The 26,153-nt window shown below is 73.0% G+C and carries 28 protein-coding genes; 15 read left to right on the top strand and 13 right to left on the bottom strand.

All coding sequences use genetic code 11. From position 1 onward, the window contains the following. The first annotated feature begins 251 nt into the window (after nt 1–251). Genes ACLQ2R_RS31945 through ACLQ2R_RS31935 form a run of 3 tightly spaced genes read left to right on the top strand, consistent with a single transcriptional unit; the run spans nt 252 to nt 1,725 of the window. Nucleotides 252–590, top strand: a complete 339-nt coding sequence (locus ACLQ2R_RS31945; protein WP_425964918.1) for an ArsR/SmtB family transcription factor — start codon at nt 252–254, stop codon at nt 588–590. Next, on the top strand, nt 587–1,093 hold the full coding sequence (locus ACLQ2R_RS31940; RefSeq protein WP_425964916.1) for an SRPBCC domain-containing protein: 507 nt from the start codon (nt 587–589) through the stop codon (nt 1,091–1,093). Before ACLQ2R_RS31945 ends, ACLQ2R_RS31940 begins: the two co-directional genes overlap by 4 nt. Next, a complete protein-coding gene (locus ACLQ2R_RS31935; protein ID WP_425964914.1) occupies nt 1,090–1,725 on the top strand; it encodes a dihydrofolate reductase family protein in 636 nt (211 codons plus the stop codon). Before ACLQ2R_RS31940 ends, ACLQ2R_RS31935 begins: the two co-directional genes overlap by 4 nt. Before the next feature lie 67 nt (nt 1,726–1,792). On the opposite strand, the gene ACLQ2R_RS31930 is transcribed toward ACLQ2R_RS31935, so the two are convergent. Continuing rightward, entirely contained in the window at nt 1,793–2,470 is a 678-nt protein-coding gene (locus tag ACLQ2R_RS31930) for a DUF998 domain-containing protein (protein WP_425964912.1), read from the bottom strand. A 299-nt stretch (nt 2,471–2,769) separates the two neighbouring features. On the opposite strand from ACLQ2R_RS31930, the gene ACLQ2R_RS31925 reads away from it, so the two are divergent. Together ACLQ2R_RS31925 and ACLQ2R_RS31920 are read left to right on the top strand one after the other, a co-directional pair. Then, complete coding sequence (locus tag ACLQ2R_RS31925; protein WP_425964911.1) at nt 2,770–3,150, top strand: MerR family transcriptional regulator; 381 nt, start codon at nt 2,770–2,772, stop codon at nt 3,148–3,150. Then, nucleotides 3,147–4,124: an aldo/keto reductase gene (locus ACLQ2R_RS31920; RefSeq protein WP_425964909.1), complete on the top strand. Its 978-nt coding sequence runs from the start codon at nt 3,147–3,149 to the stop codon at nt 4,122–4,124. The genes ACLQ2R_RS31925 and ACLQ2R_RS31920 overlap by 4 nt, the downstream gene beginning before the upstream one ends. 160 nt (nt 4,125–4,284) lie before the next feature. Here the strand turns inward: ACLQ2R_RS31920 and ACLQ2R_RS31915 are convergent, their stop codons facing one another. From ACLQ2R_RS31915 to ACLQ2R_RS31885, 7 genes are read right to left on the bottom strand one after another with little or no spacing between them, the layout of a single operon-like run. Continuing rightward, complete coding sequence (locus ACLQ2R_RS31915) at nt 4,285–4,728, bottom strand: protocatechuate 3,4-dioxygenase subunit alpha (RefSeq protein WP_425964907.1); 444 nt, start codon at nt 4,726–4,728, stop codon at nt 4,285–4,287. Further along, a complete protein-coding gene (gene pcaH, locus ACLQ2R_RS31910) occupies nt 4,728–5,495 on the bottom strand; it encodes a protocatechuate 3,4-dioxygenase subunit beta (protein WP_425964905.1) in 768 nt (255 codons plus the stop codon). The genes ACLQ2R_RS31915 and pcaH overlap by 1 nt, the downstream gene beginning before the upstream one ends. Then, a complete protein-coding gene (locus ACLQ2R_RS31905) occupies nt 5,492–6,667 on the bottom strand; it encodes a 4-hydroxybenzoate 3-monooxygenase (protein ID WP_425964903.1) in 1,176 nt (391 codons plus the stop codon). The genes pcaH and ACLQ2R_RS31905 overlap by 4 nt, the downstream gene beginning before the upstream one ends. Before the next feature lie 60 nt (nt 6,668–6,727). Next, nucleotides 6,728–7,486 (bottom strand): IclR family transcriptional regulator, encoded by a 759-nt coding sequence (locus tag ACLQ2R_RS31900; RefSeq protein WP_425964902.1) that lies wholly within the window; start codon nt 7,484–7,486, stop codon nt 6,728–6,730. Between the two features lie 57 nt (nt 7,487–7,543). Then, on the bottom strand, nt 7,544–7,984 hold the full coding sequence (locus ACLQ2R_RS31895) for an SRPBCC family protein (protein ID WP_425964900.1): 441 nt from the start codon (nt 7,982–7,984) through the stop codon (nt 7,544–7,546). A 23-nt stretch (nt 7,985–8,007) separates the two neighbouring features. Further along, nucleotides 8,008–8,913, bottom strand: coding sequence for a phosphotransferase enzyme family protein (locus ACLQ2R_RS31890; RefSeq protein ID WP_425964898.1), 906 nt, complete (start codon nt 8,911–8,913; stop codon nt 8,008–8,010). Next, the gene (locus tag ACLQ2R_RS31885) at nt 8,913–10,517 is read right to left on the bottom strand and encodes a helix-turn-helix domain-containing protein (RefSeq protein ID WP_425964896.1); all 1,605 of its coding nucleotides are present in this window, start codon (nt 10,515–10,517) and stop codon (nt 8,913–8,915) included. The genes ACLQ2R_RS31890 and ACLQ2R_RS31885 overlap by 1 nt, the downstream gene beginning before the upstream one ends. Nucleotides 10,518–10,745: 228 nt before the next feature. Here ACLQ2R_RS31885 and ACLQ2R_RS31880 point away from each other — a divergent pair, with 228 nt between their 5' ends. Beyond that, nucleotides 10,746–11,030 carry a hypothetical protein gene (locus ACLQ2R_RS31880; protein ID WP_425964895.1) on the top strand — a complete coding sequence of 95 codons (285 nt, stop codon included), beginning with the start codon at nt 10,746–10,748 and terminating at the stop codon, nt 11,028–11,030. Between the two features lie 280 nt (nt 11,031–11,310). Next, nucleotides 11,311–12,045: a glycosyltransferase family 2 protein gene (locus ACLQ2R_RS31875; protein ID WP_425964893.1), complete on the top strand. Its 735-nt coding sequence runs from the start codon at nt 11,311–11,313 to the stop codon at nt 12,043–12,045. A 172-nt stretch (nt 12,046–12,217) separates the two neighbouring features. On the opposite strand, the gene ACLQ2R_RS31870 is transcribed toward ACLQ2R_RS31875, so the two are convergent. Together ACLQ2R_RS31870 and ACLQ2R_RS31865 are read right to left on the bottom strand one after the other, a co-directional pair. Continuing rightward, nucleotides 12,218–12,583 carry an STAS domain-containing protein gene (locus tag ACLQ2R_RS31870; RefSeq protein WP_425964891.1) on the bottom strand — a complete coding sequence of 122 codons (366 nt, stop codon included), beginning with the start codon at nt 12,581–12,583 and terminating at the stop codon, nt 12,218–12,220. A gap of 100 nt (nt 12,584–12,683) precedes the next feature. Then, nucleotides 12,684–13,037, bottom strand: coding sequence for an STAS domain-containing protein (locus tag ACLQ2R_RS31865; protein WP_425964889.1), 354 nt, complete (start codon nt 13,035–13,037; stop codon nt 12,684–12,686). Nucleotides 13,038–13,157: 120 nt separating this feature from the next. Here ACLQ2R_RS31865 and ACLQ2R_RS31860 point away from each other — a divergent pair, with 120 nt between their 5' ends. Continuing rightward, nucleotides 13,158–14,429, top strand: coding sequence for a hypothetical protein (locus tag ACLQ2R_RS31860; protein WP_425964887.1), 1,272 nt, complete (start codon nt 13,158–13,160; stop codon nt 14,427–14,429). A gap of 290 nt (nt 14,430–14,719) precedes the next feature. Here the strand turns inward: ACLQ2R_RS31860 and ACLQ2R_RS31855 are convergent, their stop codons facing one another. Further along, a complete protein-coding gene (locus ACLQ2R_RS31855) occupies nt 14,720–16,060 on the bottom strand; it encodes an APC family permease (RefSeq protein WP_425964886.1) in 1,341 nt (446 codons plus the stop codon). Between the two features lie 134 nt (nt 16,061–16,194). Between ACLQ2R_RS31855 and ACLQ2R_RS31850 the strand changes: the two genes are divergently transcribed. Beyond that, complete coding sequence (locus ACLQ2R_RS31850) at nt 16,195–16,587, top strand: hypothetical protein (protein ID WP_425964884.1); 393 nt, start codon at nt 16,195–16,197, stop codon at nt 16,585–16,587. 345 nt (nt 16,588–16,932) lie between these two features. On the opposite strand, the gene ACLQ2R_RS31845 is transcribed toward ACLQ2R_RS31850, so the two are convergent. Then, entirely contained in the window at nt 16,933–18,084 is a 1,152-nt protein-coding gene (locus ACLQ2R_RS31845) for a glycosyltransferase family 4 protein (protein ID WP_425964882.1), read from the bottom strand. 59 nt (nt 18,085–18,143) lie between these two features. Here ACLQ2R_RS31845 and ACLQ2R_RS31840 point away from each other — a divergent pair, with 59 nt between their 5' ends. From ACLQ2R_RS31840 to ACLQ2R_RS31830, 3 genes are read left to right on the top strand one after another with little or no spacing between them, the layout of a single operon-like run. Further along, nucleotides 18,144–18,974, top strand: a complete 831-nt coding sequence (locus ACLQ2R_RS31840) for a PIG-L family deacetylase (protein ID WP_425964881.1) — start codon at nt 18,144–18,146, stop codon at nt 18,972–18,974. A gap of 54 nt (nt 18,975–19,028) precedes the next feature. Beyond that, nucleotides 19,029–20,090, top strand: a complete 1,062-nt coding sequence (locus ACLQ2R_RS31835; RefSeq protein ID WP_425964880.1) for a lysylphosphatidylglycerol synthase transmembrane domain-containing protein — start codon at nt 19,029–19,031, stop codon at nt 20,088–20,090. Between the two features lie 41 nt (nt 20,091–20,131). Then, entirely contained in the window at nt 20,132–23,518 is a 3,387-nt protein-coding gene (locus ACLQ2R_RS31830; RefSeq protein WP_425964878.1) for a BTAD domain-containing putative transcriptional regulator, read from the top strand. Between the two features lie 105 nt (nt 23,519–23,623). On the opposite strand, the gene ACLQ2R_RS31825 is transcribed toward ACLQ2R_RS31830, so the two are convergent. Continuing rightward, nucleotides 23,624–24,295, bottom strand: coding sequence for a hypothetical protein (locus tag ACLQ2R_RS31825; protein WP_425964876.1), 672 nt, complete (start codon nt 24,293–24,295; stop codon nt 23,624–23,626). Nucleotides 24,296–24,555: 260 nt separating this feature from the next. On the opposite strand from ACLQ2R_RS31825, the gene ACLQ2R_RS31820 reads away from it, so the two are divergent. The 3 genes from ACLQ2R_RS31820 to ACLQ2R_RS31810 all read left to right on the top strand — a co-directional run bounded on the left by ACLQ2R_RS31820 (nt 24,556) and on the right by ACLQ2R_RS31810 (nt 26,149). Further along, nucleotides 24,556–25,050, top strand: a complete 495-nt coding sequence (locus ACLQ2R_RS31820) for a hypothetical protein (RefSeq protein ID WP_425964874.1) — start codon at nt 24,556–24,558, stop codon at nt 25,048–25,050. Beyond that, complete coding sequence (locus ACLQ2R_RS31815) at nt 25,047–25,373, top strand: transcriptional regulator (protein ID WP_425964872.1); 327 nt, start codon at nt 25,047–25,049, stop codon at nt 25,371–25,373. Before ACLQ2R_RS31820 ends, ACLQ2R_RS31815 begins: the two co-directional genes overlap by 4 nt. 227 nt (nt 25,374–25,600) lie before the next feature. Continuing rightward, nucleotides 25,601–26,149 (top strand): DedA family protein, encoded by a 549-nt coding sequence (locus ACLQ2R_RS31810; protein ID WP_425964870.1) that lies wholly within the window; start codon nt 25,601–25,603, stop codon nt 26,147–26,149. Nucleotides 26,150–26,153: the final 4 nt, after the last annotated feature.

Genomic DNA, 26,153 nt, shown 5'->3' with positions numbered 1-26,153 from the left:
CCCGGCGGCCGGAGCCGTCAACCGGACGCGCGACACCAGGACCGGCCGGGATTCGGGATGCCACGGGGATCAACGCCCAAAGCCCCGATCCGCCGCCGGGCCCCCTTCCTCTGGCACGGCCCGCACGGCGTGGCCGATCACCGTCGTGGCGGCCTCGAACCCGGCCCGCCGATTCCCAGGACGGCCCTCCCCGGGACGACCCCGACACTTAGCCCTTGCGCTAAGTGTTTCGATCCACAACACTTAGCCGCATGGCACAGTATTCGGCGGAGGTCGACGGCGTGTTCGTCGCCCTCGCCGACCCGACGCGACGCGACGTCATCCGGCGCCTCGGCCGCGGCCCGGCGAGCGTGGGCGATCTCGCCCGCGGGTTCCCGATGACCCTTCCCTCCTTCATGAAGCACGTGCGGACGCTCGAGGCGACCGGCCTCATCCACACGGTCAAGTCAGGCCGGGTACGCACCTGCGTGCTCAACCGCGACCGTCTCGCCCTCGTCGACGGCTGGCTCGACGAGCAGCGCCGGATCTGGGAGGAGCGCACCGACCGCCTGGAACGCCTCGTCACCGACCCGAAGGAGAGACACCCTTGAACCCCGACCTCGACCTGACCCTGCGGCGCGTCATCCGCGCCCCCCGCGCCGCCGTGTGGAGCGCGTGGACCGATCCCTCCCGCTTCGAGAGGTGGTGGGTCCCGGCGCCGGCCGTGTGCCGCGTCGACCGCCTCGACGTCCGGCCCGGCGGCGCGTTCGTGACGCGACTGAGCGACGACGGGGTGGACTTCGTCCCGCACATCGACGCGAGCTTCCTCGTCGTCGACGAGCTCGAACGGATCGTCTTCACGAACGCGATCGACAGCGCCTGGCGCCCCGCGCGACCCGCGCCGGTGCCCATGACGGCCGAGATCACGCTGAGCGACCATCCGGACGGCACGGACTACCGGACCGTCGTCCGCCACGGTGACCCGGCCGCCCGCGCACGCCACGAGGAACTCGGCTTCCTCGAGGGCTGGGGCTCGGTCGTCGAGCAACTCGCCGTGGTCACGGAGAGCAGGGTCACGGAGAGCAGGGTCACGGAGAGCAGGGTCACGCGATGAGGATCGCTCTCATGCAGTTCGTAACCCTCGACGGGGTCAGCCAGGGGCCCGGCTCGCCGGCCGAGGACACCGGCGACGGCTTCACCCGGGGCGGCTGGCTCGTTCCGCACCTGGACGAGCTCTTCGTCCGGCGTACCTCCGAGTGGCTGGACCTCGCCGACGGCCTGCTGCTCGGGCGGCGGACCTACGAGGCGTTCGCCCGGGACTGGCCGAGGATCACCGACCCTGACGACCCGTTCGCCGAACGGATGAACTCGCTGCCGAAGTACGTGGTGACCGGCACCCTCACCGAGGGGAGCTGGCATCCGACGACCGTGCTCCGCGGCGACCCGCTCAGGGCCGTCGGGGAACTCAAGACGCGACCGGGACGGGAGCTCCAGATCCACGGAAGCGCGCGGCTCGGCAACGCCCTGCTGGCGGCGGGTCTCGTCGACACGCTCCGGCTCGTCGTCGCCCCGGTCGTGGCCGGTTCCGGGCGACGGCTGTTCGAGCATCCGAGCCGGCCCGCCGGCCTCCGGCTCGACCACCACGAGGTGACGGCGAACGGTCTGCTGCTGCTCCGGTACGAGACCACCGGCGCCGCCCCGGTGGCGGAGTACGAGGGGGTCACGGCCTTCGCGCCAGCGCGATGACCGGGCCGGGGTCACCGCGTCCGCGCCGGGGGGCCCCGCCCACCCGGCGAGAGGTCGCGCCGACCCTCTAGGAGACCCCGGCCACCCGGCGGGAGGTCGCGCCGCCCCTCCGGGAGACCCCGGCCACCCGCCGGGAGGTTCCGGCGGCCAGGCCCAGCAGGGTCAGCACGGCCACCTCGAAACCCACCACCAGCCGCTGGGTCACCCCCGCCGGGATGTCGTCGTTGGTGACCTCCATGCCGAACGTCCGCAGCACGTACGGGAGGATCACCAGGACCAGCACCCCCAGCGAGGCCAGGCTGAGCAGGCGGACCACGCGGGCGTACCGGCCGGACGCGCGCCGCCGCGCCAGGATCAGCCCGGCGACCGGCATCGCGAGGAAGGCCACGAACGCGGCGTAGCGGTGGATGCCCCCGGACATCGAGAGCGGCAGGCCGGGCTCGTCGGTGGGGAAGGCGCCGATCAGCAGCATGCACAGGCCCCAGGTGCCGATCAGCAGGGCGGCCCCGCGGTTCTCGGCGTGCCTGGCCAGCATGGCCGCGATGATCGTCGCGGCGGCGGCGAAGAGCGTGAGGGAGAGCGGCAGCAACCAGCCGTCCGCCTCGAACGCGTACTCGCTGATCACGGTGTGCACCGGGTCCAGGCCCGTGACCACGTGCAGCCCGAGCATCGTGGTGGCTCCCGCGCCGATCGCCGTGTGGCCGCCGAGGATGACCATGGATCCCGTGAACGCCTGACTTCCCATGGCCTCAACGATGGCGACGGCCGGGTCCGCCGAACATCGGAGACAGCCCCCGGCCGTCCCTGAGCGATCCCGGAGGCGCCCCGGGAGCCCAGGGCTCCCACTCCCCCGGGACGTCCGCCTCGCCACCCCCCTGAACTGCGCGAAGTCCGGCCGGGGTAGTGCCCTCCCCCTCAGGGTCGCCCTCGGGCCGGGCCCCCGGCCCCCGGTGCCCGATCTCCGGGGTCCACGGCCCACGAGGTTCCCGCCCGCCGGGGGACCCCGGTTGACTTCGAGCGCGCTCGAAGGAGCAAGGTGGTCCCATGGGGATCACCATCCAGGAGGCCTCGCGCAACTCGGGGCTGAGCGCGCACACGCTGCGTTACTACGAGCGCATCGGGCTCATCCACCCGGTGGAGCGGAGCGTCAGCGGGCACCGGGTCTACACCGAACCCGATCTCGACTGGCTCGTCTTCCTCACCAGACTGCGCTCGACCGGCATGCCGATCGCCGACATGTGCCACTACGCCGAGCTCCGCAGGCGCGGACCGGAGACCTTCGCCGAGCGGCGGAGGATCCTGGCGGACCACCGCGAGCGGGTGAGGGGACGGATCACGCGCCTCACCGAGGATCTGGGGGTCCTCGACACGAAGATCGAGATGTACGACACCAGCGAGACGCACGACACCAGGGAGCAGTCATGAACAAGCGTCATATCGGCCGGGGCGGCCCGGAGGTCTCGGCCGTCGGGCTCGGCTGCATGGGCATGTCCGAGTTCTACGGCACCGCCGACGAGGGCGAGTCGGTCGCGGTCGTGCACCGCGCCCTCGACCTGGGGGTGAACTTCCTCGACACCGCCGACATGTACGGCAACGGCCACAACGAGGAGCTGGTGGGACGGGCGATCTCCGGCCGCAGGGACGAGGTCTTCCTGGCCACCAAGTTCGGCATCGTCCGGAGCGAGACCCCGCCCGGCAGGCGCATCGACGGCAGTCCCGAGTACGTGCGCAGGGCCGCCGACGCCTCGCTCAGGCGGCTGGGCACCGACCACATCGACCTGTACTACCTGCACCGCCGCGACACCCGGGTGCCCATCGAGGAGACCGTCGGCGCGATGGCCGAGCTCGTCGCGGCGGGCAAGGTCGGCCGTCTCGGATTGTCGGAGGTCAACGCCGAGACGCTGCGCAAGGCGCACGCCACCCACCCGATCGCCGCCCTGCAGAACGAGTACTCGCTGTTCACCCGCGACCCGGAGGAGATCCTGCCGGTCACCCGGGAGCTGGGCGTCACGCTGGTGGCCTACTCACCGATCAGCCGGGGACTGCTCGGCGGCACGCTGGAGCCGGCCGAGAAGCTGTCGGACGACGACTTCCGCAAGAACCACCCCCGCTTCACCGGGGAGGCCGGGGCGGCCAACGAGGCACTCGTCGCGAGGATCAGCGACGTCGCCGCCGAGGTGGGCTGCACCCCGGCCCAGCTCTCCCTGGCCTGGCTGCTGTCCCGGGGCGAGGACGTCGTCCCGATCCCCGGCACCAAGCGGATGCGCTACCTGGAGGAGAACACCGCCGCGGCCGGCATCACACTGACCCCGGCCCAGCTCGACGCGCTGGAGGCGGCCGTACCGGCCGGCGCGGTCAGGGGCGAGCGGTACGCGGACATGTCGTCGATCGGGAAGTGATCGGGAGGTGATCGGCCGGTGCCGCGCCGGCCCGGGGACCCGGGCCGGCGCGTCCCGGACCACCTCCGGACGGTTCGGCGAGGGGCCGCGGCCTCGTCCTCGCCGGACCGTCCGCGGCCCCCTCGCCGGACCGTTCGGAGGACCCCCCGCGCGGGAGCGTTCAGAAGGCGAAGAACACGGTCTCGTCCTCGCCCTGGAGGCGCACGTCGAACCGGTAGGACCGCTCCCCCTCGCCGCGGGCGACGAGCGTGCCGCGGCGGGCCGGGTCCACCTCGGCGAGGAACGGCGCGTCCTCCGCGAGGTAGACGCGGGTCCAGACCGGCTTGAGCAGGCCCCGGCCGAAGACCAGCAGGGGGATGTAGTCGTCCGGCCTGGCCGTGCGGAAGCGGTAGGTGCCGTCGGGCCCGGTCTCGCACCGGCCGAACAGCCCCGGCTGGCAGATCTCCAGCAGCGCGTCGGGCACCGGCTCCCCCGCGCCGTCGGTGACCCGGCCGTACACCTCGATCGCGTCCGGATGGTCCTCGGGCACCGTGAACGGGCCCTCGGCGTAGGGCAGGGCGTGCGCGAAGAACGGGCCCACGGTCTGCGACGGGGTCGGCACCATCACTCCTCCTCGAAGGGGGTCGCGCCCAGCACGACGTCCCAGCGGTAGCCGAGCGCCCACTCCGGCTCGGTGACGTCCAGGTCGAAGGCGCTGACCAGCCGCTCGCGGTCCCTGGCCTCGGGGACGGACCCCAGGATCGGGTCGTGGGCGAACAGGGGGTCGCCGGGGAAGTACATCTGGGTGATCAGCCGCTGGGTGAAGGCCGTGCCGAACACCGAGAAGTGGATGTGCGCCGGTCTCCAGGCGTTGGGGTGGTTGCGCCAGGGATAGGCGCCCGGCTTGATCGTGACGAACCGGTAGCGGCCCTCGGCGTCGGTCAGGCAGCGGCCGAACCCGGTGAAGTTGGGGTCGAGCGGGGCCGGGTGCCGGTCGAGCGGGTGGGCGTACCTGCCGGTGGCGGCCGCCTGCCACACCTCCACCAGCGTGTTCGGTACGGGCCGGCCCCCGCTGTCGAGGATCCGGCCGGTGACGACGATGCGCTCGCCGATCGGCTCGCCCGCGTGCTGCCGGGTCAGGTCGTGGTCGAGCTCCCCGACCGGCCGGTGGCCGTAGACCGGGTCGAGCAGCTCGGCGGCCTCGGGGTCGAGGGCGGGCCGCAGCGGCGGGTGCGAGGGGGCCCGCAGCACGGTGCTGCCGTACCCGGGGCTGAGGTGGGGCGGGTGCGGGTCGGCCGGGACCCGGGATGACGAGGGCGAGACGGTGGAGGACGGCGAGGGCGGGGCCGGGTCGGCGGGGGGCGGCGGGGACGGACTGTCGGCGGTGGTCACGGGCGGGCTCCGAAGTCGAAGGGCAGGCCGACGTAGTTCTCCGCGAGCGTGGTCGCGGCGGCCTCGGACGAGGTGACGTAGTCGAGGTGGGAGAGCTGCAGGCGCCGCTCGTAGGGGTCGTCGGCGCCGAAGGTGTGCAGCAGCGTGGTCATCCACCACGAGAAGTGCTGCGCCCGCCAGACCCGCTTCAGGCAGTCGCCGGAGTAGGCGTCCAGCAGGGCGGTCGAGCCGGTCGCGTAGAGACCGGCCAGCGCCGCGGTCAGCAGCCGGACGTCGGCGACGGCCAGGTTGAGGCCCTTGGCCCCGGTGGGCGGCACGATGTGGGCGGCGTCCCCGGCCAGGTAGAGGGCGCCGTACCGCATGGGCTCGGCGACGAAGGAGCGCATCGCCGACACGTCCCTGGAGATGATCGGCCCCTCGGTCAGCGTGAATCCCGGGACCGTCTCCAGGCGGGCCCGCAGCTCGGCCCAGATCCGCTCGTCCGGCCAGTCGTCGATCGAGGTCTCCGGGGGGACCTGGAGGTAGAAGCGGCTGATCGCCGGCGAGCGCATGCTGTGCAGCGCGAATCCCCGGTCGCTGTGGGCGTAGATCAGCTCGTCGGCCGAGGGCGCGACCTCGGCGAGGATGCCGAGCCAGGCGAACGGGTACTCCCGCTGGAAGACCGTCAGGACCCCCTCGGGGATCGACGGCCGCGAGACCCCGTGGAAGCCGTCGCATCCGGCGATGACGTCGCAGTCCAGGCGCTCGCCGCCGAAGGTGATGAAGGGGTCCTTCTCCAGCGAGTGCAGGGCGACGTCCGGCACGTCGAAGAGGATCTTCCCGCCGTCGGCCAGCCGCCGGGCGATGAGGTCCTTGACGACCTCCTGCTGGCCGTAGACGGTGATGGCCCGCCCGGGGACGAGCCGTTCGAACGGGATGCGGTGGCCGCCGCCGCCGTAGCGCAGCTCGATGCCGTGGTGCGGCAGCCCCTCGGCGCGCAGCCGATCCCCGACGCCCGCCTCGTGGAGCAGGTCCACCGTGCCCTGCTCCAGCACCCCGGCCCGTACCCGCTGCTCGACGTACCGCCTGCTCCGCGCCTCCAGGACCACCGAGTCGATGCCCCGCAGATGGAGCAGGTGGGACAGCAGCAGCCCGGCCGGTCCGGCGCCGACGATCCCCACCTGAGTTCGCATCCCCCGAGCATTACGCACCTCCCCCGCGCGCACGCCGGGTGCTTCCGCTCAGCGGAAGCGTCAGGGGGCGCCCCGTCGTTCCACGGCGGCGAGGTCGCGCGACAGGGCGCGGGCCGCGGACAGCACCGCCGGCACCAGCCTGCGCAGGTCGGCGTTGTGCCGCCAGGCCACCAGCGACAGCGCCGCCACGACCCGGTCGCCCGCCCCCCGCACCGGCACCGCGACCGAGCAGGTGCCCAGCGACATCTCCTCCTGCGTGCAGGCGACCCCGGTGCGGCGGACCTCCTCCAGCTCGGCCCGGAGCCGCACCGGGTCGACCACCGTGTTCGGCGCGTGCGCGGTGAGCTCCCCGGCCAGCACCCGCTCCACGGTCTCGGGACCGGCGAAGGCCAGCAGGACCTTGCCGACGCCGGTCGCGTGCAGCGGCAGCTCCCCGGCCACCCGCGACACGATCGGCACCGAGGTGGGCCCCCGCAGCCGTTCCAGGTACAGCGCCCGGTCGTCGTGGAGCACCGCGAGCTGCACGTTCTCGCGGGTGGTGGCGTAGAGGTCCTCCATGTACGGCAGGGCGAGCTCGCGCAGCTCCCTCGGCTCGGCGGCCTGGGCGCCGAGCCTCCACAGCAGCATCCCGACCCGGTAGGAGCCGTCCGGGAGCCGCTCCAGGAACCCGCCCTCCACCAGCTCCCCGATCAGCCGGTGCCCGGTGGCGAGGGGAAGCTCGGCCCGGCGGCAGATCTCGGTGAGCGTCAGCCGCACGTCCCCCGGCAGGAACGCGCCGAGGATCGCCATGACCTTCCCGGTGACCGTCGGAGCCCTCACACGTTCACCCTAGGCGCCGTGTCCCGGGGGCCCGCCGGCCGCCCGTCCGCCCGGCCCTCACACGGCGGAGTCCAGCCGGGAGGCCAGCAGGCCGGCGCGGGCGAGCTGCACCTCGCGGGCCTTCCTCGCGGCGAAGTTCAGCAGCGGCCTGGTCCAGGCGTGCACCACCAGGACGTCCTCGACCTCGGTGCCCCGGCCGTCCCCGGTGAGGGTGAACCGGTAGTCCATGCGCACCCCTCCGGGGCTGACGACCTCGCCCTCGACCGTGCGCGGCGTGCTCCGCAGCGTCACCTTGATCATGTTGTCGTACCGGAGCCCGAGGAACCTGAACCGCTCCACCGAGGTGTAGCAGGTCTCGTCCGGCGACGGCCGGACGTCCTTGACCGCGACGATCAGCGGCGAGAGCCCCACGTAGCTCTGCGGCTGGCTCAGGTGCGCCCGTAGCGCCTCGGGCGAGTTGCGGATGTGGAAGGTGTTGCGCAGCGTGACCTCTGGCATGTTCTGCCCCCGTTTGAAGATTTTTACTGGGAGACAGTAACGGGTTCGGCCATGTACCAGCGGGCGTTGTCCTCGCCCCGGGTGAGGGAGTCGAGCCGGCGGGGCAGCTCGCGCCGGGAGAAGGGGTCGGCGGCGGCGTTGCGGATGTGGATGCCCACCGCGTAGACGTCCCGGACCTCCATCAGGGTGGAGTACCCCGGCCAGGACCGCAGGTCGCTGCCGTAGGCGTCGGCGAAGGCGTCCACGTCGGCGGCGGTCAGGCCGAAGCGGCGCTGGCCGTGGTAGGTGTGCACGAGGTCCCACTCGCGGGGGCCGACCGCGACGCCGTCCCAGTCGCAGAGCACCACGTGACCGTCCGCGCAGCGCAGCAGGTTGTCGATCCAGGCGTCGCCGTGCAGCAGCACCGGCGCGTCGTCGATGTCCAGCTCCGACCAGCGCTCGGTCAGCTCGGCGATGCGGTGGCTCAGCCAGGCGCGCTGGCCGCCGGTGAGCTCCCGGGAGCGGTCCACGGCGCGGCGTACCTCGCAGAGCGGGTCGGCGAGGCGCCGCAGCGCCACCGGCGGCATCGGCAGCAGGTGCAGGCTGCGCAGGATCCCGCCCAGCTCGGTGGTGGTGGGGCGCCCGCTGGCCGGCACGTAGTGCCAGAACGTGACGACCCTGCCGTCGTGCACCATGGGCTGTTCGGAGATCTCGTCGGCCGGCCGTACCGCGGGAAAGCCCTGTTCGGCGAGCCAGCGGGCCACCGCGAGCACCAGCGGCAGCCGGGTCAGCGCGTTGGGCGCGGTGGCGATCCTGACCACGATCTCGCCGCGCAGCTTGAAGACGGCGTTGCTGCGCACCCGCAGCAGCTCCGCGTCCCGGTGGTCGATGCCGAGCTCCTCGCACACCTCGCGCAGGACGGTGAACGCCTCCTCGGCGAGCGTCGCCATCAGCCGGCCGGCGCCGGGGCGGAGACACCGGGACCACCGGAGACGCCGGAACCGGACCCGGCGGACACACCGGCGCCGGTAGCACCGGCGGCGACACCGGAGACGCCGGAGACGCCGGAGACGCCGGAGACGCCGGAGACGAGGTCGGCCAGGCGGCGTACCGCCGCCGCCCTGTGCCGCGTGGGCGGCACCTCCGACAGCAGCGCCCGCGCGCGGTCGACCACGATCGAGGTGCGGTGCTCGGGCGGGACCTGGAGCAGGGCCCTCTCGGCCAGCTCGCAGGCGTCCTCGACCTTGCCGTGGCGCAGGGTGTGCGCGGCCTGGTCGAGCAGGATGAGCACCGGGTCGATGGCGTAGGGCACGGAGGACCCCGAGGGCCCGGCGGGTCCCGGCTTCCACTCCACGGCCTCGCCCAGCTCGATCAGGGTGCCGATCCGGTAGAACTGCAGCCGCCGTTCCGAGAAGCGGAAGGCCAGGTGGTCGTGCCCCTCGGGGGGCATCCTGGCGAAGATCCGCTCGGCCTCGGCGAGGGCGACCCTCGCGGCCTTGTGCTCGCCCATCCTGGCCAGCGCCCGCGCCTCGGCCGCCGCGCCGAGCGCCGCCGGGGAGCTGGGCGCGCTGCCCGCGAGCCTGCGGGCCTCGCGCGCCAGCCGCACGGTCTCGGCCAGGTCGCCGTAGTAGTACGGGAGCATCGCCTGCTGCGCCCTGACCAGGGCGCGCAGCCGCACGTCCCCCATGTCGTCGGCGGCGCTGCGCGCGGTGCCGTACCAGGCGTGGGCCTGGCGGGTGTCACCGAGTTTCATCAGCGCGTCGGCCGCGAGCAGCGCCAGCATGACGGTCGCGTTGAGCAGGCGGCGCTGGGCCATCGCGGGCTGGCGTGCCAGCGAGAGCGTCCGCACGTCCGACAGCTCCAGCATCAGCCGGTAGAGCATCGGCACCGGGGCGCTGCTGATGTACTCGCGGCGGTAGCTCAGCACCTGCTCGTCCAGCCGGTCGAGCTGATCCTCGGAGACCGTGGCGAGTGCGAGCGTGCGGTCCAGGTCCTGGCGGGTGCGCTCGACCTCGGCCAGCAGGCGGCCGGTCATCACCGTCCCCGTCGTTCCCGCCGTCCCCGCCGTCCCCGAGCCGAGCAGCGCGTGGTGGAAGAGCGCGCGCCGCTCCATGTCGTCCCCGGACCGTTCCCGTTCCTCGGTCCGGTACGGCGAGCGGGCCTCGCCGGCCGAGACGACCACCACCTTGGCGCCGCCCTCGTCGCCGTCGTCGCAGTAGTCACCTGCCAGGCCGAGCCTGACGGTGTTGGCGCGGTACAGCCGCGCCAGCAGGTCGATCGTCTGCGGGCGCGGCCTGGCGCGGTTGTTCTCCCAGGCGTTGAGCAGGTCGATGCTGGCCCGCGCCTCGCCCAGGTCCTGGAGCCGGCAGAGCTCCTCCAGCTCCTGGACGGCCTGCCTGGCCGACCATCCCCTGGCCAGGCGGTGGGCCTTCAGAAGGCTGACCCCGCAGCAGCCGTGGACGGCCTGGGCGGTCTGCCAGGGGGTCCACTGCCGTGACGTGGCCGTCTCCCGCCAGCGGCGCGCGCACGCGGGCGAATGCTCTCCTCGTGCCACGGCGTTCCTCCCGGGACTGTTCACGCGACATTAACAAGAACGCACCATGCTCTCGGCGTGCCTGTGCATTGCATTCCCTTTATTCGCGGTTTCCCCACGGAACGGCGGCGGGTTCCTGCCCTATTCCACTGATCCGGAGGGATGCCGCGGAAGGAGTGATTGCCTCAGATGCCGCGAAACCGCACTCTGCAGGGAAGCGACCATCGGTATCCGCCAGGAGTGATCCGGATGAGGGCAGAGCGCGGCGAGGCCGTCGACCACCTGCGGCGGCTGGCCGCACAACTCGAGGCGCACGCCTTCCAGGTACGCCTGAGGTCGCCCGCGGGCCCCTGCCCCAGGCTGCACGTGATCAACCCGATGGTCCCGGCCATGACCGAGGACGTGCTCGCCGCCCACGAGGAGGACGGGGAGTGGTGGTTCTGGCTGTCCTGGGCGGGGCGCATCGGGCAGGTCGAGGACGTGGCCACGGCAGCGGAACGTGTGGCCAGTGTTCTTCATGTGATACGGCGATAGGTGATTCTTTGCCTTCGCATGGGTACCACTTGGTGATCAACACCGGCACGAAGGAGAAGACGTGAAAAAGATCCAGGTCGTCCAACGTCCGCGCCCTCCTCGTGAGGCCACCCCCCTTGACCTGCGGACTCCTTCGGGACGTACACTCCCTTTCTGACGGTCCGCAAAGTGGCCTTCCCAATGTCCCAAAGGAGAGGCCATGCTTCAGGACCGTTCGTCCGCGCGAGGTTTGCAAGAGGTTGGCAAGTGGCCTGCAGGTGCCCCGGTGCATCGTTCGGCCATGAACAGCGCGCCTTTCGCCTTCAGTGTCAGTGTGGTCGTCCCCGCCATGAACGAGGCGGAGAACCTGCCTCACGTCTTCGCGACCCTGCCGTCCTGGATCGATGAGGTGATCCTCGTCGACGGGAACTCCGCCGACGACACGGTGGCCGTCGCCAGGTCCCTCCGTCCCGGCCTTCGCGTCGTCCGGCAGACCCGCAAGGGCAAGGGCAACGCCCTCACCGAGGGGTTCGCCGCCGCGACCGGCGACATCATCGTCATGATCGACGCCGACGGGTCCACCGACGGCCGCGAGATCCACTCCTTCGTGACCGCGCTGGTCGAGGGAGCCGACTTCGCCAAGGGGTCGCGCTGCGCCCCCGGCGGCGGGTCCGACGACATCAGCCCGATCCGCTCGCTGGGCAACACGGCCCTCACCAAGATCACAAACTGGCTGTACGGCACCTCGTACACCGACCTGTGCTACGGCTACAACGCCTTCTGGGCCCGCCACCTCGACGCGCTCGACCTCGACTGCGACGGCTTCGAGATCGAGACGCTGATGAACATCCGCGCCGCCCAGGCCGGGCTCGTCATCCACGAGGTGCCCAGCCACGAGCGCAGCCGCATCCACGGCGCCAGCAACCTGCACGCCGTCCGCGACGGCCTCCGGGTCCTGCGCACCATCCTGCGCGAGCGTGACGGGCACGTCGCCGCCCCGGTCCGCCTCCACACCGAGCACGCCACCGCCGCCTGACCCTCACCCGCGCGTGTCGTGAGACCTGTCCCGTACGGGCGGTCCCGGCGCTCCCTCGTCGTCTCCGGCCGTCCCGAGCGCGGACGGCCTCGCCGCCGGACGTCCCCGAGCCCGAGCGGCCTCGTCTCAGGCGTCCGAACGGCTTCGTGTCGGGCGGCCGAGCGACCTCGTCTCAGGCGACCTCGAGCGCGTCCGCCACCGAGGGGAAGATCTCGAACACCGGGAGCAGGCCGGCCAGCGTGAGCCGCCGGGCCAGATTGCCCTGGACACCGGTGAGGATGACCCGGACGCCCTCGGTCAGGCCGTGGTGGCGCACCTGGAGAAGCTCACCGATCCCGGAGGAGTCGCAGAAGGTCAGCGCGGAGAGGTCGAGGATGAGGATCGGCGCGCGCAGCGTCTCCCAGGCCCTGGCCATCTCCTCCCGCAGCACGGGCGTCCGGTAGTGGTCGAGCTCCCCGCTCGCACGGATCACCAGCGTCGTGCCGTGCAACCCGGAGGTGGCGGTGAAGACCGGCTCCGGCTGATTTCCCGCGAACATGACCAATCCTCTGAACGATCCTGCGCAAGCACCCAACTGTCTCATACGGCGCGGATCAGACCGATACGACGGAGCGTCGGCTCCCGCCGCCGGTGCGGGATCACGTCGTCTCCGGGAACGTCTCCATGGCCTCCTCGACGGTGCGGCGCGTCTCGAACAGTTCGGCCACCCCGAGCCGGATCAGCCGGTTCCGCATCACGGCGGAGGTGCCGACCAGGACGAGCGAGCCGGCCAGCCGCCGGACCCGGGTGAGGGCGTACATCAGCACGCCGTAACCGGTGGAGTCGCAGAAGGTGACCTCGCTGAGGTCGATCACCAGCCGGGGGTGGTCCATCGCGCCCAGCGCGGCGTCGGCCTCCCTCTTGAGCATCGGCGAGGAGGCGTAGTCCAGCGGCCCCACCGCGTGCAGGGCGGTGACACGGCCGCGCCTGTCGGCCCGGACGCGGAACCCCACAGCCTCTTCTTCGGCCCTTGACATCGGTATCCTCTCCGCCTATGTCCCAGGTGCCCCTGCCAGCGGGTTCTAATCCTGACGGGCACGGCCCGGGGTGGATGTGTGAGCGACAATGAGGGCATGCCGAATCCGCGCCCGGTGGCGGCCCTGGTCGCCGGAACGCTCCTCCTCGCCGCCTGCGGCGCGGGCCGCACGACGCCCGCTCCCGGCGCCACCCCGGCACCGGCCACCGCCACGGCGAACGGCTCCCCGGGGCGGGCGACCCCGGCCGCTCCCGCGCCGGACGGGACCGGGGCCTCCACGTCCGCGGAGCACCCCTCCGCGAGCGCCGCGACCGGGGCGGCCACCGCCTCCGCCGCGTGGAGGCCCGTCGGGGGCGCGCCCCTCGGCGGGAGCACCGCACTGCTCGACGTGGCCGCGACCGGCCCCCGCGACGCCTGGGCCGTCGGTTTCCAGGACGGCGCCGAGGACAGGGAGGGCGTGCCCGCCGTGCTGCGCTGGAACGGCAGCCGCTGGCGGGAGGTGACCGTCGCCGACGGGGCCGGAGCCCATCACCTGGTGGGGGTCAGCGCGGGCGGGCCGCGTGACGTGTGGGTGGTGGGCAACGGCCCGAGCGCGTTCGCCGCGCACTGGGACGGGCGGGCCTGGACGCCGTACCGGCCGTTCGGGGTGGCCGAGGACTACCGGCTGGCCGACGTCGCCGCGAGCGACGGCGGCGCCTGGTTCGCCGCGAACGGCCCCTCGGGCGCGGTCGTGCTGGAGGCGGAGGACGGCGGGTTCCGCAACGCGCTGAGCACCGAGGGCACCTTCGAGGCGATCACCTCCCGGCAGGGCGACGTCTGGGCGGTGGGGACCAGCGCGACCCGTACGCCCATGGTCTGGCACGGCAGGGACGGGTCCTGGGAGAACCTCGCGGTGCCCCCGATCCCCGGCGGCGTCCTCACCCGGGTCTGGCAGGTCTCACCGTCGGAGGTCTGGGCGGTCGGGCGGATCTCCACCTCTCCCGACGCCGGCCGGGCGCGGGACCTCTCCCCGGCCGGGGACGCGCGCCCCCTGGTCGTGCGCTGGGACGGGAGCCGCTGGTCCCAGGTCGAGGTGCCGGTCTCCCGGGGGGTGCTGCACGGTGTCACCGCCACCGGCCCCGGCGACCTGTGGATCAGCGGCGTCGACGCCGACCACGCCGGGCAGGTGCTCGTCCTGCGCCACGACGGGACCACCTGGTCACGCGAGTACGGCCCGCTGCTGCGCGCCCACTCCTCCGACCAGCAGTACGAGGCGACCGACGACGTCACCTCCACCGGCCTCGCCCGGGTGCCGGGCACCGGCACGCTGTGGGCGGTGGGCTCGGTCGGGGTGGGCGACGACGAGAAGGCGTTCGTGCTCCGGCGCTGACACCGCCCCGCACCCCCCTCCGGCCGGATCACCGTGCGGGCCGGACCCGTCACGTACCCGGTAGGACGGCGGATCGCCGCGCGCAGGGCCTGGCGCGTACCCCGCGGGACGGCGGATCCCCGTGTGGACCGGGCTTGGCGCGTACCCGGTAAAAAATCACAGAAAAAGTCGGTCAGTTGACGTATTCTCTCTCAAACTCCAACAAAGAGGGAGTCCACATGAAAAAGGTCGTGATTCTCCAGAAGCCCCGCCCGCCCCGGACGCCCGCGCCCCTCGATCTGCGCACCCCCTCAGGACGCGCCCTTCCGTTCTGACACGAACAGCCGGTTGACGAACCACAGCAGCGCCCCGACGGCCAGCAGGACCCCCGCGCGGACGTAGACGTCCGCCTCCCTGCCGGTGACGGGCAGGACCAGCACGAGACAGACCACCGCCCCCAGGACGGGCATCCAGCTCGGCGCCCGGAAGTGATCGTGATCCACCCGGTCCTTGCGGAGGACCAGCACGGCCACGTTGACCATCGCGAAGACGCAGAGCAGCAGGAGCACGGTGGTGTCCGCCAGGTTGCCCACGTCCCCGGTGGCGACCAGCACCGCCGCGACGCCCACCGTGAAGAGGATGGAGACCCACGGGGTCGACCTCGACGCGTGGACCGTCGCGAAGACCCGCGGCACGATCCCCTCGCGCGCCATGCCGTAGACCAGGCGCGAGGCCATCAGCATGTTGATCAGCGCGGTGTTCCCCACCGCGAGCAGCGCGATGAGGGCGAACAGCTTGGGCGGGAACGCCAGCCCCGCCACCTTGACGACCTCCAGCAGCGGGCCGGAGGAGTCCACCAGCGTCTTGGTGTCGACCAGCATGGTGGCGGTGAACGCGACCGCCAGGTAGATGACGCCCGCGACGGCCAGGCCGCCGAAGAGCGCGCGCGGGAAGTCGCGCGACGGCTCCTTGGCCTCCTCCGCGAGGTTGACCGAGTCCTCGAAGCCGAGCAGCGCGTAGAAGGCGAGGGCGGTGCCGCCCAGGACGCCGAGGAAGGCGCCGTTGGCCGGGTGGAACTCCAGGGCCCGGGACGGCTCGCCGTCACCGGCGAACAGGGCGTAGATCCCGATCGCGACGATCACCAGCAGCCCGAAGACCTCGATGATCGTCAGCACCACGTTGACCTTGACGGACTCGGAGATGCCCGCGAGGTTCACCAGCGTGATCAGGCCGAGGAAGAGGAACGCGCCCACGATCACCGGGATCGAGACGAACTCCGCGAGGTAGTCCCCGCCGAACGCCCTGGCGGCTGCGCTCGCCGAGGTGATCCCGCTCATCATCACCGCGAACGCCACGATGAAGGTGACGAACGGGATGTTGAACGCCTTGTTGGCGTAGAGCGCCGCACCGGCGGCCTGGGGGTACTTCCCGACGAGCTCGGCGTAGGCGGTCGCCGTCAGCGCCGCCAGCACGAAGGCCACCAGGAACGGCACCCAGAGCGCCCCGCCGACATGGCCGGCGACCTTGCCGACCAGGGCGTAGATGCCCGCGCCGAGAATGTCCCCCACCACGAAGAGCAGCAACACCCTGCGGCCGATGACCCGCTTGAGCGAGTGCTGACCGGAGCCCGGATCCACGATCGACTCAGCCATGGGCGTCTCTTACCCAGCGACCGGCCGGAATCACGTCACGTCACGGGAGTCACTTCTGTAAGCAAGGTGAAAGTCTCGCGCAAGGACGCCACCATAGGGTTCCTATCATCACGAACTGCAATGAAGGGTACAAATTGTTCCGCGCACTTTCCTCCCGCCGTATCGCCGTCGCCGCCGCGGGAGTCGCCCTCGTCTCGATGACCGCCGCCTGTGGCGGTAGCGCCAACGACGAGGTCTGCACCGGCGCCGCCTGGACGCAGTCCTTCACCGACTTCACCACCGCGATGACCGGTGCCGCCGGCGACGCGGGGAAGATCAACGCCGCGGCCGCCAAGCTCGGCGCCGACCTCAAGGCAGTGGGGGCCAAGGCCGACGGCGACGTGGCCGCCGCCCTGAACGACCTGGGGGCCTCGTTCGAGGCGGTCAAGATCGACGCCAACGACCCGGCCGCCGCGGCCGCCGCCATGGGGCCGGTGACGGCGAAGATCCAGGAGGCCGGCACCAAGCTCAGCGCCGCCTGCTCCTGACGGCCCTCCCGCCCGCGCCCGCGCCTCTCGCGAGAGAGGCCCCGGCCCCGGCGGGACGGCAGGGTACGGCCGCCGCTCCGCCTGCGGGGGGCAGTGCGGGGCGGCGGCCGTACCGAACACCCGAAGGACCCCCGCCACCGCACGGCGGGGGTCCTTCGCGTCTCCCGCCCCGCGCCTCCCCGCCTCGCGTGGATCCCCCGTCCCGGGGCGCCCCTCTCGCGGTCTTCCCGCCCGCGCCTCTCGCCCTCCCCGCCCGCGCGGAAGGGGACCCCGGCCCGCGCGGGAGCGGGCCTCCGCCCGCGCGGAAGGGGACCCCGGCCCGCGCGGAGGCGGATCTCGGCCCGGTCAGTCCCGCCTGGAGCGGGCCTGGTCGTAACAGCGCTCGAAGCCCTCCAGCACGGCCGGCCACGAGCTGCGGACCGGCTCGGTCTCCCGGTTGTGCGCCGCGATCGACTCGCGCAGCTCCCGATCCCTGACCAGTCTGGCCACCGACGTGACCAGCTCGTCGAAACTCCGCCCGAGCAGCCCCTCCTTGCCGGGCCGGACGAAGTCGGCCACCCCGCTCTGCGCGCGGGCCACCACCGGCACCCCCGCGGCCCTGGCCTCCAGCGCGGCCAGCCCGAAGGACTCGCGCGGCGCGGGCGCGACGAACACGTCCGCCGAGACGAGCAGCTCGCGGATCCGCTCCCTGCTGTAGCGGCCCGGGAGCGAGACCCAGCCGGTCATCCCGTTGGCGTTCAGGTAGCGTTCCATCCGCGACCTGGCCGGGCCGTCGCCGACGACGGTGGCGCGCATCGGCGTCTCCGCAGGAACCCGCGCGCGGGCCTCCTTCAGCAGCCGCAGCAACCGGAGCGGCTGCTTGCGGGGCGCCAGCCGCCCCACCGCCACCACGTGCACCGGCCCGGACGCCTCTCCCCCGGACACCCCCGGCCCGGACGGCTCCCGCCCGGGAACGCCCCCAGACCCGGGTCCGGCGGAGCGCCAGCCCGAGACGTCCAAACCGTTGGAGACCACGTGCACCGGCACGCCGGGACCGGCCACCGCGCGGATCGGCAGGGCCGCCGCCTCGCTCACCGCGGTGCCCACCAGCCCCCACCGGTGCCAGCCCGACAGCAGCCGCAGCCCCCGGTACATCGCCCGGGTCACCGGGTCCCACATGCTGTGCACGGTCACGACCACGGGCAGCCCGGCCCGCGTCGCCGCCCGTACCCCCATCCAGGCGAACGGCGAGACCGCGCCGGCGTGCACGTGGACCACGTCGGGGCGGCGCACCCTCATCAGGCGCAGCAGGTACCCCGTCCCCAAGGGGTGGACCGGCAGGTCGAAGGGGAGGCGCGCGACGATCCTGTGCACTCCGGCCAGGGGTTCACCCGGGGTGGCCGTGGCCACCTCGACCTGGTGACCCGCCTGCCGCTGCATCCGGATCAGATCGGCGACCTGCACCTCGATCCCGCCCAGGCGCGGCAGGTAACAGTCACTGACATGGAGGATCCTCACCGTGCCAGCGTAGACCCGCGTGAGATCATGCCTGCGTGCCCGCCGGGCACCTGTGAGCCGTGAACGGAGTGGACCCGATCAGCGAAGCCAGGACAGCGGTGTTCTTCCACGCCCACCCCGACGACGAGGCCCTGCTGACCGCGGGCACCATGGCGATGCTCGCCGCCGAGGGGCACCGGGTGGTGCTCGTCGTGGCGACCTCGGGAGAGCGGGGCCAGGCCGACGTCGAACCCGGCGAGGCGCTCGGCGCCACCCGGATGTCCGAGCTGTACGCCTCGGCGGCGGCCCTCGGCTGCGCCCGGGTGGTGAACCTGGGCTACGCCGACTCCGGGCTGGCCCCCGGCGGCGGGGTCGCCGACGACCGCCCGGAGGGGGCCTTCATCGACGCCGACGTCGAGGAGGCCGCCGGGCGGCTGGCCGCCGTCCTCACCGAGGAGGAGGCCGGCCTGCTCACCACCTACGACCCGGCCGGAGGCTACGGCCACCCCGACCACGTCCAGGTGCACCGGGTCGGCGGCCGGGCGGCCGAGATCGCCGCCACCCCGATCGTGCTGGAGGCCACGGTCAACCGCGACCCCCTGCTGCGGGGGCTGAGGCTGGTCCGCAGGTTCTACCCCCAGCTCGACATCCGCGCCTTCGAGCGGGCCTACTCCCCCGCCGAGGTGATCACCCACCGGGTGGGCGTGCGGCGCTTCGCCCGCCAGAAGCGGGCGAGCATGGCCGCCCACGCCTCCCAGGCCACCGGGGCCGACACCCGCACGCTCGGGGTCATGCTCAAGATCCCGCAGCCCCTGTACCGCCTGATCTTCGGCACCGAGTGGTACGTCCGCCGCGACGCCCCCCTGGGCTCCCGGCTGAGACACCCCTTCGAACCTCCTCCCAAAGCATGAGGACGGCACCGGCAGACTTGGCCAGGGTTGTCCCATGACGAGTGGATGTGTCACATGAGGAACAGGTGGGTGCAGGTCGGGCTGTCGGTCGCGTCGCTGGCGCTGGCCGTCACGCTCGTGGTCTTCATGCCCCAGGTGGTGGGCGCCCTGACCGGCAAGCAGGTGTCCTGGACGCAGATCGGCGCCCAGTTCGCCGCGCTGGGTCCCGGGGAGGTCGCGCTGATGGCGGCCGTCTGGCTGCTCAGCCTGCTGTCGTACACGTTCGTGCTGACCGCCTCCCTGCCCGGCCTGAACCACCTGCAGGCCCTGACGCTGAACGCCGGCGGCAGCGCGGTGAGCAACCTGCTGCCCTTCGGCGGCGCGGCCGGGGTCGCGGTGACGTTCGCGATGACCAAGGGGTGGGGCTTCCCCTCCAGGGCGGTGGTGGTCTCCACCCTGACCACCGGCATCTGGAACACCCTGTTCCGCTTCCTGCTGCCCGCGGCGGGCATCGTGGCCCTGCTCCTCAGCGGGCAGGCGCTCAGCCCCGCGGTGACCCGTGCGGGCTGGGCGGGCGCGCTCTCCATCCTCGTCCTGGTCGCGGTGGTGGCCGCCGCGCTCTACTGGGACCGCGCCGCGGCCCTGCTCGGCCGCGGCCTGGACGCCGGGGCCCGGCTGCTCCCGCGCCGGATCCGGCCCGGCGGGCACGCCGCCTCCGAGGCGCTGGTCAAGCTGCGGGCCGACACCTCCGAGGTCGTACGGCGCCGCTGGGCAGGGCTGACCCTGGGCATGGTGTTCTTCCTGGGGTTCCAGTGGCTGATCCTGGTCGTCTGCCTGCACGCCACCGGCGCCTACCCGGGACTGGCCCAGTCCATCGCCGCGTTCGCCCTCTCCCGGGTCCTCACCACGGCCTTGGTGACCCCGAGCGGTACGGGGATAATGGAGGCCGGAACCATCGGCGCCCTGGTCTTCTTCGGTGCTCCACTGGACTCGGCCACCGCCGCAGCACTGCTCTTCGGCTTCTGGACCTACACTGTCGAAATCCCCTTCGGCGGGCTGGCGCTCGGCGCGTGGACGTTCCTGCGCCGGCGTGAGAACGCCGCACCGGCCCCTGAAAAGGAGTCGATCAGCCGCTAGATTGGGAAATACCTTGTGCGCGATTCGAAGGCCCGCATAGCGTGGCGGCTGACATGGTGGCGTTCCGAGTTCTCGGCCCGGTCGAGGCGCATTCCGGCGACGACGAGCTCGACCTGGGCGGGCTGCGTCAGCGTGCGGTCCTGGCCCGCCTGCTCGTGGCACGCGGGCAGGTCGTGCCCGTCGACTCCCTGCTGTACGACCTCTGGGACGACGACGCGGCCAAGGGCGCGCAGTCGGGCCTGCAGGTGTACATCTCCCGGTTGCGGCGGGTGCTGGAGCCCGGCCGGCCGCGCGGGGGCCCCAACCGGCTGCTGGTGACGGTCGCCTCGGGGTACGCGCTGCGCGCCGCCGCCGACCAGGTCGACGCGCTGCGCTTCGAGACGCTGGTCCGCGGCGCCGGTGAGCAGCTGGACGCCGACGAGCCCGCCGTGGCGCGGGCCCGCCTGGAGAAGGCCCTCGGCCTGTGGCGCGGCACCCCCTACTCCGACTTCGCCGACCAGCCGTGGGCCGAGGCCGAGGTCAACCGGCTCACCGAGCTGCGCCTGGTGGCGCGCGAGCGGCACGCCGACAGCGGCCTGCGGATGGGCATGCCCGCCGAGTCGGTGCCCGACGTGGAGGCGCTGACCACCGAGCACCCGCTCCGCGAGGAGGGCTGGCGGCTGCTCGCCCTCGGCCTGTACCGGTGCGGGCGCCAGGGCGACGCGCTGGCCGCGCTGCGCAGGGCGCGCACGATCCTCTCCGACGAGCTGGGCATCGACCCCGGCCCGGCGCTGCGCAAGCTGGAGTCCGACATCCTGTCCCAGGACCCGGGACTGCAGCTCGCCGTGTCGCCGCAGGCCAGGCAGCGCCCGCAGGCGGTGTCCGCCGACACCTGGCCGCCCAGGCCCACGGTCGCCCCGGTGGAGCTCCCGCCGCTGGAGCCCGAGCCGTTCGTCGGCCGCGACGCCGAGCTGAACAGGCTCACCACGGCCGCGGCCAGGACCGGGCGCTTCACCGTCGCCGTCATCAGCGGCGACGCCGGGGCGGGCAAGACCACCCTGGTACGCCAGCTCATCAGGCTGCTGTCGCAGGACGGCTGGGGCATCTCCTCGGGCGCCTGCCCCGACAGCAGCGCCACACCTCCCGGCTGGGCCTGGGTGGAGATCCTGCGCACGCTGGTGAACGCGGCCGGTCCCGGCGAGTACGCCTCGCTGCTGGCCCCGCTCCTGGACGACGCGGCCCCCGAGCCCGACGACGACCAGGCCTCCGGCGGTTTCCGGCTGCACCGGGCGGTGGGCGGCTACCTGGCCGCGGTCGCCAAGGAGACGCCGATCCTGCTGACCCTGGAGGACCTGCACTGGGCCGACGACCAGACGCTGGCGCTGCTGCGCGCGCTGCCCAGCCTGCTGGCGACCAGCCGGGTGCTGCTGGTGGTGACCTGCCGCGACAGCGAGCTGAGCGACCAGCAGGCCGACGTACTGGCCGCGCTGGCCAGGCTCGGCCCGGTCCGGGTCGGCCTCACCGGCCTGGACACCAAGGCGGTGGCCGAGCTGGTGCGCGCCACCTGCGTGCGCGAGGTCGACGAGGACGCGGTCAACAGCATCGTCGAGCGCACCGGCGGCAACCCGTTCTTCGTCCGCGAGACGGTCCGGCTGCTCGACGCCGAGGCGGTCAGCGACCGCGCCACGGCCGCCGAGGTGATCTCCGGGGTGCCCTCGGGCGTCCGCGACGTGCTGCGCAGGCGGATCTCCCGCCTGCCGCAGGCCGCCCAGCAGATCCTGCTGCAGGCCGCGGTGATCGGCCGCGACGTGGACGTGGACGTGCTGGTGGACGTGGCCGGCGACGAGGAGGCCGTGGTCGACGCGGTGGAGGCGGCGCTCCTGGCCGGCCTGGTCACCGAGCCGGGCCCGGGCAGGCTCCGCTTCGACCACGACCTGGTCCGCGACACCCTGTACTCCGACGCCTCCCGGCTGCGCCGCTCCCGGCTGCACGCGGCGGTGGCCGGGGTGGTCGAGCGCAGGAACCCCGGCGACGTGGCCGCGCTGGCCCACCACTACGCCTCGGCCGGCACCAGCGAGACCGCCATCAAGACCGTGCACTACGCCGGACTGGCCGCCGAACAGGCCGAGCGCCGTTTCGCCCACCGCGAGGCCGCCACCCTGTGGGAGCAGGCCATCGCCGCCTTCGACCGCTCGGGCATCGCCCAGACGCCCGACAGCACCCGGGACCGTCTGCTGCTGACCCTGCGGCTGATCAAGGCACTGGCCCTCTGCGGCGACATGGCCGCGGCCCGCAGGCGGCGGCGTGAGGCGATGGACGCGGCGCTGCCGCTGGGCAACCTCGAACTCACCGCCCGGGTGGCCGCCTCGCTGGCCGTGCCGCACAAGGGCATGGCCCGCGACTTCACCCGTACGGCCTGGGAGATCGTCGACGTCGCCGAGCAGGCGCTGGTCGAGCTGCCCGCGGGCGAGCAGTCGCTGCGGGCGAGCCTGCTGGCCACGCTCGCCCTGGAGCTGGAGGGCTCGGCCACCCCGCGGGGCGAGCAGGCCTCGCTGGAGGCCGAGGAGCTGGCCCGCCGCTCGGGTGACCCCGCGCTGCTGGCGACCGCGCTGAGCGGGCGGCTGCGCCAGTCGTACGCGATCACGCCGGTGGGCGAGCGTGAGGTCATCGGCAGAGAGCTGCTGGAGGTCGGCAGGGCCAGCGGGCAGGTCTCGGTGCAGGCCCTGGCGCACCTGGTGCTGATGGAGTGCGCCGCCGCCTCTGGCGCGTTCGCCGAGGCCGACGCGCACGTCGCCACCGCCGAGCAGCTCGCCAGGCAGTACGGCCTGTCCGCGCCCGCCGCCGTGGTCGCCTGGTACGCCGGGCAGCGGCTGATGATCGCCGGCGACTTCGCCGGGGCGACGCGCGCCTACCGCGACGCCGCCCGGCTGACCGCCAAGGCCGGGATGCTGGAGGGCCGCCAGGACCTTCCGCTGATCACCACGTTCTGCCTGCACCTGGTCAACGGGCGGGCCGCCGAGATGGTCGAGCCGCTGGCCGAGGCGCACCAGCGCGGCGCCAAGTGGACGCTCGACGCCTACGCGGTGGCGCTCGCCTCGGCGGGACACCACCGTGACGCCAGGGCCGTCATCGCGGTGAAGACGCCCGTCCGGCCGGACTTCCTCTACGAGCTGGCGATGGTCTGGCGGGCCCTGGCCGGGATGCTGCTGGACGACCGGGAGCGGATGGTCGAGGCGTACGACACGCTGAAGCCGTTCGCCGACCGGATCGCGGGAGCGGGCACCGGCGTGGTGGCGCTCTGGCCGGTGGCGCTGACGCTGGGCGACCTGGCGCTGCGGCTGGGCTTCACCGACGCGGTGCGGCCGCACTACGAGAACGCGCTGGCGGTGGCGCAGCGGGTCGGCGTGAGCCGCTGGGTGGAGGCGGCGCAGCGCTCCCTGGGCGTCTGAGCCTCCCGGCGCGTTCCGGACGGCCGAGCCTCTCGGCGCGTCCTGGGCGGCCGAGCCTCCTGACGCGTTCGCGGCGGCCGAGCCTTCCGGCGCGTTCGCGGACGGTCAGCAGCGGACGAGGAACCTCTCGCTGCGCAGCGGGGACTCGCCCTGGACCGAGAGCACCACGCGGTACCAGCCGGGGTTGCCGACGATCCGGGGCCGCCACTCGACGACCTGCCCCTCGCCGGTGAAGCCGGCCCCGGCGTTCAGGTAGGTGCGCCAGCGGTGGGCGGCCGAACTCCACCGCTCCAGGCGCCAGGCGTAGGAGACGGTGGCCCGCGGGTCGTCGTTGGCGACGACCGTACGGGCCAGGTGGGGGCTGTCGCAGGGGCCGAGCGCGCCGCCCTCGCCGACGGCGATCCTGCCCGCCGCCGGCGCCTGCCCCGTGGCGACCGGGTCGGTGGCCGTCCGGCCTTCGGCGACCCGGGTCCTCGTTGCCGAGGTCTTCCTCGCCGGGGTCTTCGTCGTGTCGCCCGCGTTCACCCCGGTTGTCGCGGTTGTCGCGGTTGTCGCGGTCGCGGCCAGGTCGGCCGGTGCCGATCGCGAGGAGAGCACCACCAGGCGTACCGGCCCGCGGACCGTCTCCCCGGCCGAGGTCCGCACCGGGTCCTGGGCGCCGGGCGTACCCCACACGCCCAGGTAGACCCCGGCGAAGGCGAGGGTGGCGACGAGCAGCTTGGCGACGCCCCCGACCCCACCGGCCAGTACCGGAACCACTCTGCCGCGCCGAACCATGACGAACACCTTTCCTCGTTACCACCAGGTGTACGCCCCGGCTCTTGCCCGGGAGTTGACGTCCGCTTGCAGCGGGTTGATGCCCGGAGCTCCCTTCAGCGGGAGGCGCGCTGGTCCATCACCTCCCGGTCCGTCACTCCTGCCCCCGAGGTGGCGCCGGCCCGTCGGCCCGCCGGTGGATCCCGGGGTCGCCGGGCCCGCGACCGGCGTGCCGCGAATGTGACTTTCCAAATGCGCAAGTCATGCATAGACTTGCCAACATGGAAAACGACTTCCGCTCCGACGACCGCGAGGGACCGCTCACCTCGTCCCAGGCGCGCGACACCCTGGACCGTCTCGGCCTCGACGGCGTCAGACTCGCCGAGCGAGTGGTCACGCCGTGGTGGTACCACCTCACCCTCGGCCTGATCGTGGGGGTGCTCACCGCCGCCCAGGTACTGCCGGGGGCGGCGTCCTTCGTCGTCGTGGCCCTCGGCATCGTCGCGATCCTCCTGCTCACCACCACCTACAGCCGGCGCTACGGGATCTTCATCACCCAGCCGGCGGGTTCCCGCGGCAAGCGGCTTTTGAGGGTGATATCCGGGGTGCTCGCCCTCGCCATGCTCGCCGCCCTGGTCGTCAAGTTCACCGGTACCGACCCCCGATGGGGGCTGCTGCCGGCCGCCCTCGCCTTCGGCGCGACCCTCGTGCTCGGCCGCCGCTACGACGACGTCCTGCGCGACGAGCTCGCCCACGACGCCGGTGGGCGCGCGTGAGCGCCCCACCCACCCCCGCGTTCAACGAGGTCATCCACTCACCGGTGCGCCTGCGCGTCTGCGGGCTGCTGCGGCGCGTGTCGGAACTCGAGTTCGCGGTCGTCAGGGACACCCTCGGACTGAACGACGCGAACCTGTCCAAGAACCTCAGGGTGCTCGCCGAGGCCGGCTTCGTCACGGTGCGCAAGGAGAGCTCGCCCGTACGTGCGGATTCCCGCAGGCTCACCTGGGTGGCGCTCACCGCCGAGGGAAGAGGCGCCCTGGAGGACCATCTGGCCGCACTCGCCCGGATCGCCGAAGGCAGCCCCGGCGTCGCGGACTGAACCGCTACCGCGGGCCGAACCGCGTCATGGACCGAACCGGCGTCGTTGACCGAACCGGCGTCATGGACCGAACCGGCGCAGGCCCTCTTCGCGGGACCCTTGCCCGCACCGGCGAGGCGCCGAGGACGACGCGGCGCGGGGGAATGCGCGTCCGGGGGCTCCGCCCGGCCGTTCCAGGTAAGCCTGGCCTAATATCGGTACAGGCAGGTGGAACGACCATGGTGGTGATGTTCGGAGTGCGACCCGTGGCGGCGCTCATCCCCGACCCGACGTCCGCGTCGTTCCTGGGCATGCCCCTGTGGCTCTGGGTGATCGTCGGCGGCGTGGCGCTGTTCGGCGCGTTCCAGGCCTACTACTGGATCGGCCACGTCCTGGGCTCGCGGCTCTACACCTCGCGGCTGGGCCTCAAGATCGGCCAGGAGAACATCACCCGAGTCGAGAACGTGGTCAGGAAGTGGGGCGCGCTCGCCGTCTACGCCTGCTTCTGGGTCCCCGGCCTGCGCCACACCCTGCCCTGGGTCGCCGGGGTGCTGCGGATCTCCTATCCCTGGTACGTCGTGGCCAGCGCGCTCGGCTGCCTGACCTGGGTGCCGGTGACGTCCTTCGGCCTGTACTCGGTGATCTGGGGCTGGCTGGGACTGGCCGCGCGCTCGCCGCTGCTGGCCGCCCTGGCGGCCCTCGCCGTGATCGCGGTGATCGTCGTTCTCGTGATGCGGCGCCGACGCCGACGCGCCGCCCGCCGCGAGGCCGAGGCGGAGCAGGTCCCCGTCCCCTGACCCG

The sequence above is a fragment of the Streptosporangium sp. DT93 genome (genome assembly GCF_049844535.1).
GTDB lineage: Bacteria > Actinomycetota > Actinomycetes > Streptosporangiales > Streptosporangiaceae > Streptosporangium.
The sequence above is the reverse complement of the archived record's forward strand: the minus strand, read 5'-3'. Positions and strand labels throughout refer to the sequence as shown.

Coding starts and splice junctions, on each gene's coding strand:
- ACLQ2R_RS31935 (WP_425964914.1), top strand. CDS start 1,090: ATGAGGATCGCTCTCATGCAGTTCGTAACCCTCGACGGGGTCAGCCAG.
- ACLQ2R_RS31860 (WP_425964887.1), top strand. CDS start 13,158: ATGCCGAATCCGCGCCCGGTGGCGGCCCTGGTCGCCGGAACGCTCCTC.
- ACLQ2R_RS31875 (WP_425964893.1), top strand. CDS start 11,311: ATGAACAGCGCGCCTTTCGCCTTCAGTGTCAGTGTGGTCGTCCCCGCC.
- ACLQ2R_RS31880 (WP_425964895.1), top strand. CDS start 10,746: ATGAGGGCAGAGCGCGGCGAGGCCGTCGACCACCTGCGGCGGCTGGCC.
- ACLQ2R_RS31905 (WP_425964903.1), bottom strand. CDS start 6,667: ATGCGAACTCAGGTGGGGATCGTCGGCGCCGGACCGGCCGGGCTGCTG.
- ACLQ2R_RS31870 (WP_425964891.1), bottom strand. CDS start 12,583: ATGTTCGCGGGAAATCAGCCGGAGCCGGTCTTCACCGCCACCTCCGGG.
- ACLQ2R_RS31835 (WP_425964880.1), top strand. CDS start 19,029: ATGAGGAACAGGTGGGTGCAGGTCGGGCTGTCGGTCGCGTCGCTGGCG.
- ACLQ2R_RS31920 (WP_425964909.1), top strand. CDS start 3,147: ATGAACAAGCGTCATATCGGCCGGGGCGGCCCGGAGGTCTCGGCCGTC.
- ACLQ2R_RS31855 (WP_425964886.1), bottom strand. CDS start 16,060: ATGGCTGAGTCGATCGTGGATCCGGGCTCCGGTCAGCACTCGCTCAAG.
- ACLQ2R_RS31945 (WP_425964918.1), top strand. CDS start 252: ATGGCACAGTATTCGGCGGAGGTCGACGGCGTGTTCGTCGCCCTCGCC.
- ACLQ2R_RS31825 (WP_425964876.1), bottom strand. CDS start 24,295: ATGGTTCGGCGCGGCAGAGTGGTTCCGGTACTGGCCGGTGGGGTCGGG.
- ACLQ2R_RS31810 (WP_425964870.1), top strand. CDS start 25,601: ATGTTCGGAGTGCGACCCGTGGCGGCGCTCATCCCCGACCCGACGTCC.
- ACLQ2R_RS31890 (WP_425964898.1), bottom strand. CDS start 8,913: ATGGCGACGCTCGCCGAGGAGGCGTTCACCGTCCTGCGCGAGGTGTGC.
- ACLQ2R_RS31930 (WP_425964912.1), bottom strand. CDS start 2,470: ATGGGAAGTCAGGCGTTCACGGGATCCATGGTCATCCTCGGCGGCCAC.
- ACLQ2R_RS31820 (WP_425964874.1), top strand. CDS start 24,556: ATGGAAAACGACTTCCGCTCCGACGACCGCGAGGGACCGCTCACCTCG.
- ACLQ2R_RS31925 (WP_425964911.1), top strand. CDS start 2,770: ATGGGGATCACCATCCAGGAGGCCTCGCGCAACTCGGGGCTGAGCGCG.
- ACLQ2R_RS31895 (WP_425964900.1), bottom strand. CDS start 7,984: ATGCCAGAGGTCACGCTGCGCAACACCTTCCACATCCGCAACTCGCCC.
- ACLQ2R_RS31915 (WP_425964907.1), bottom strand. CDS start 4,728: ATGGTGCCGACCCCGTCGCAGACCGTGGGCCCGTTCTTCGCGCACGCC.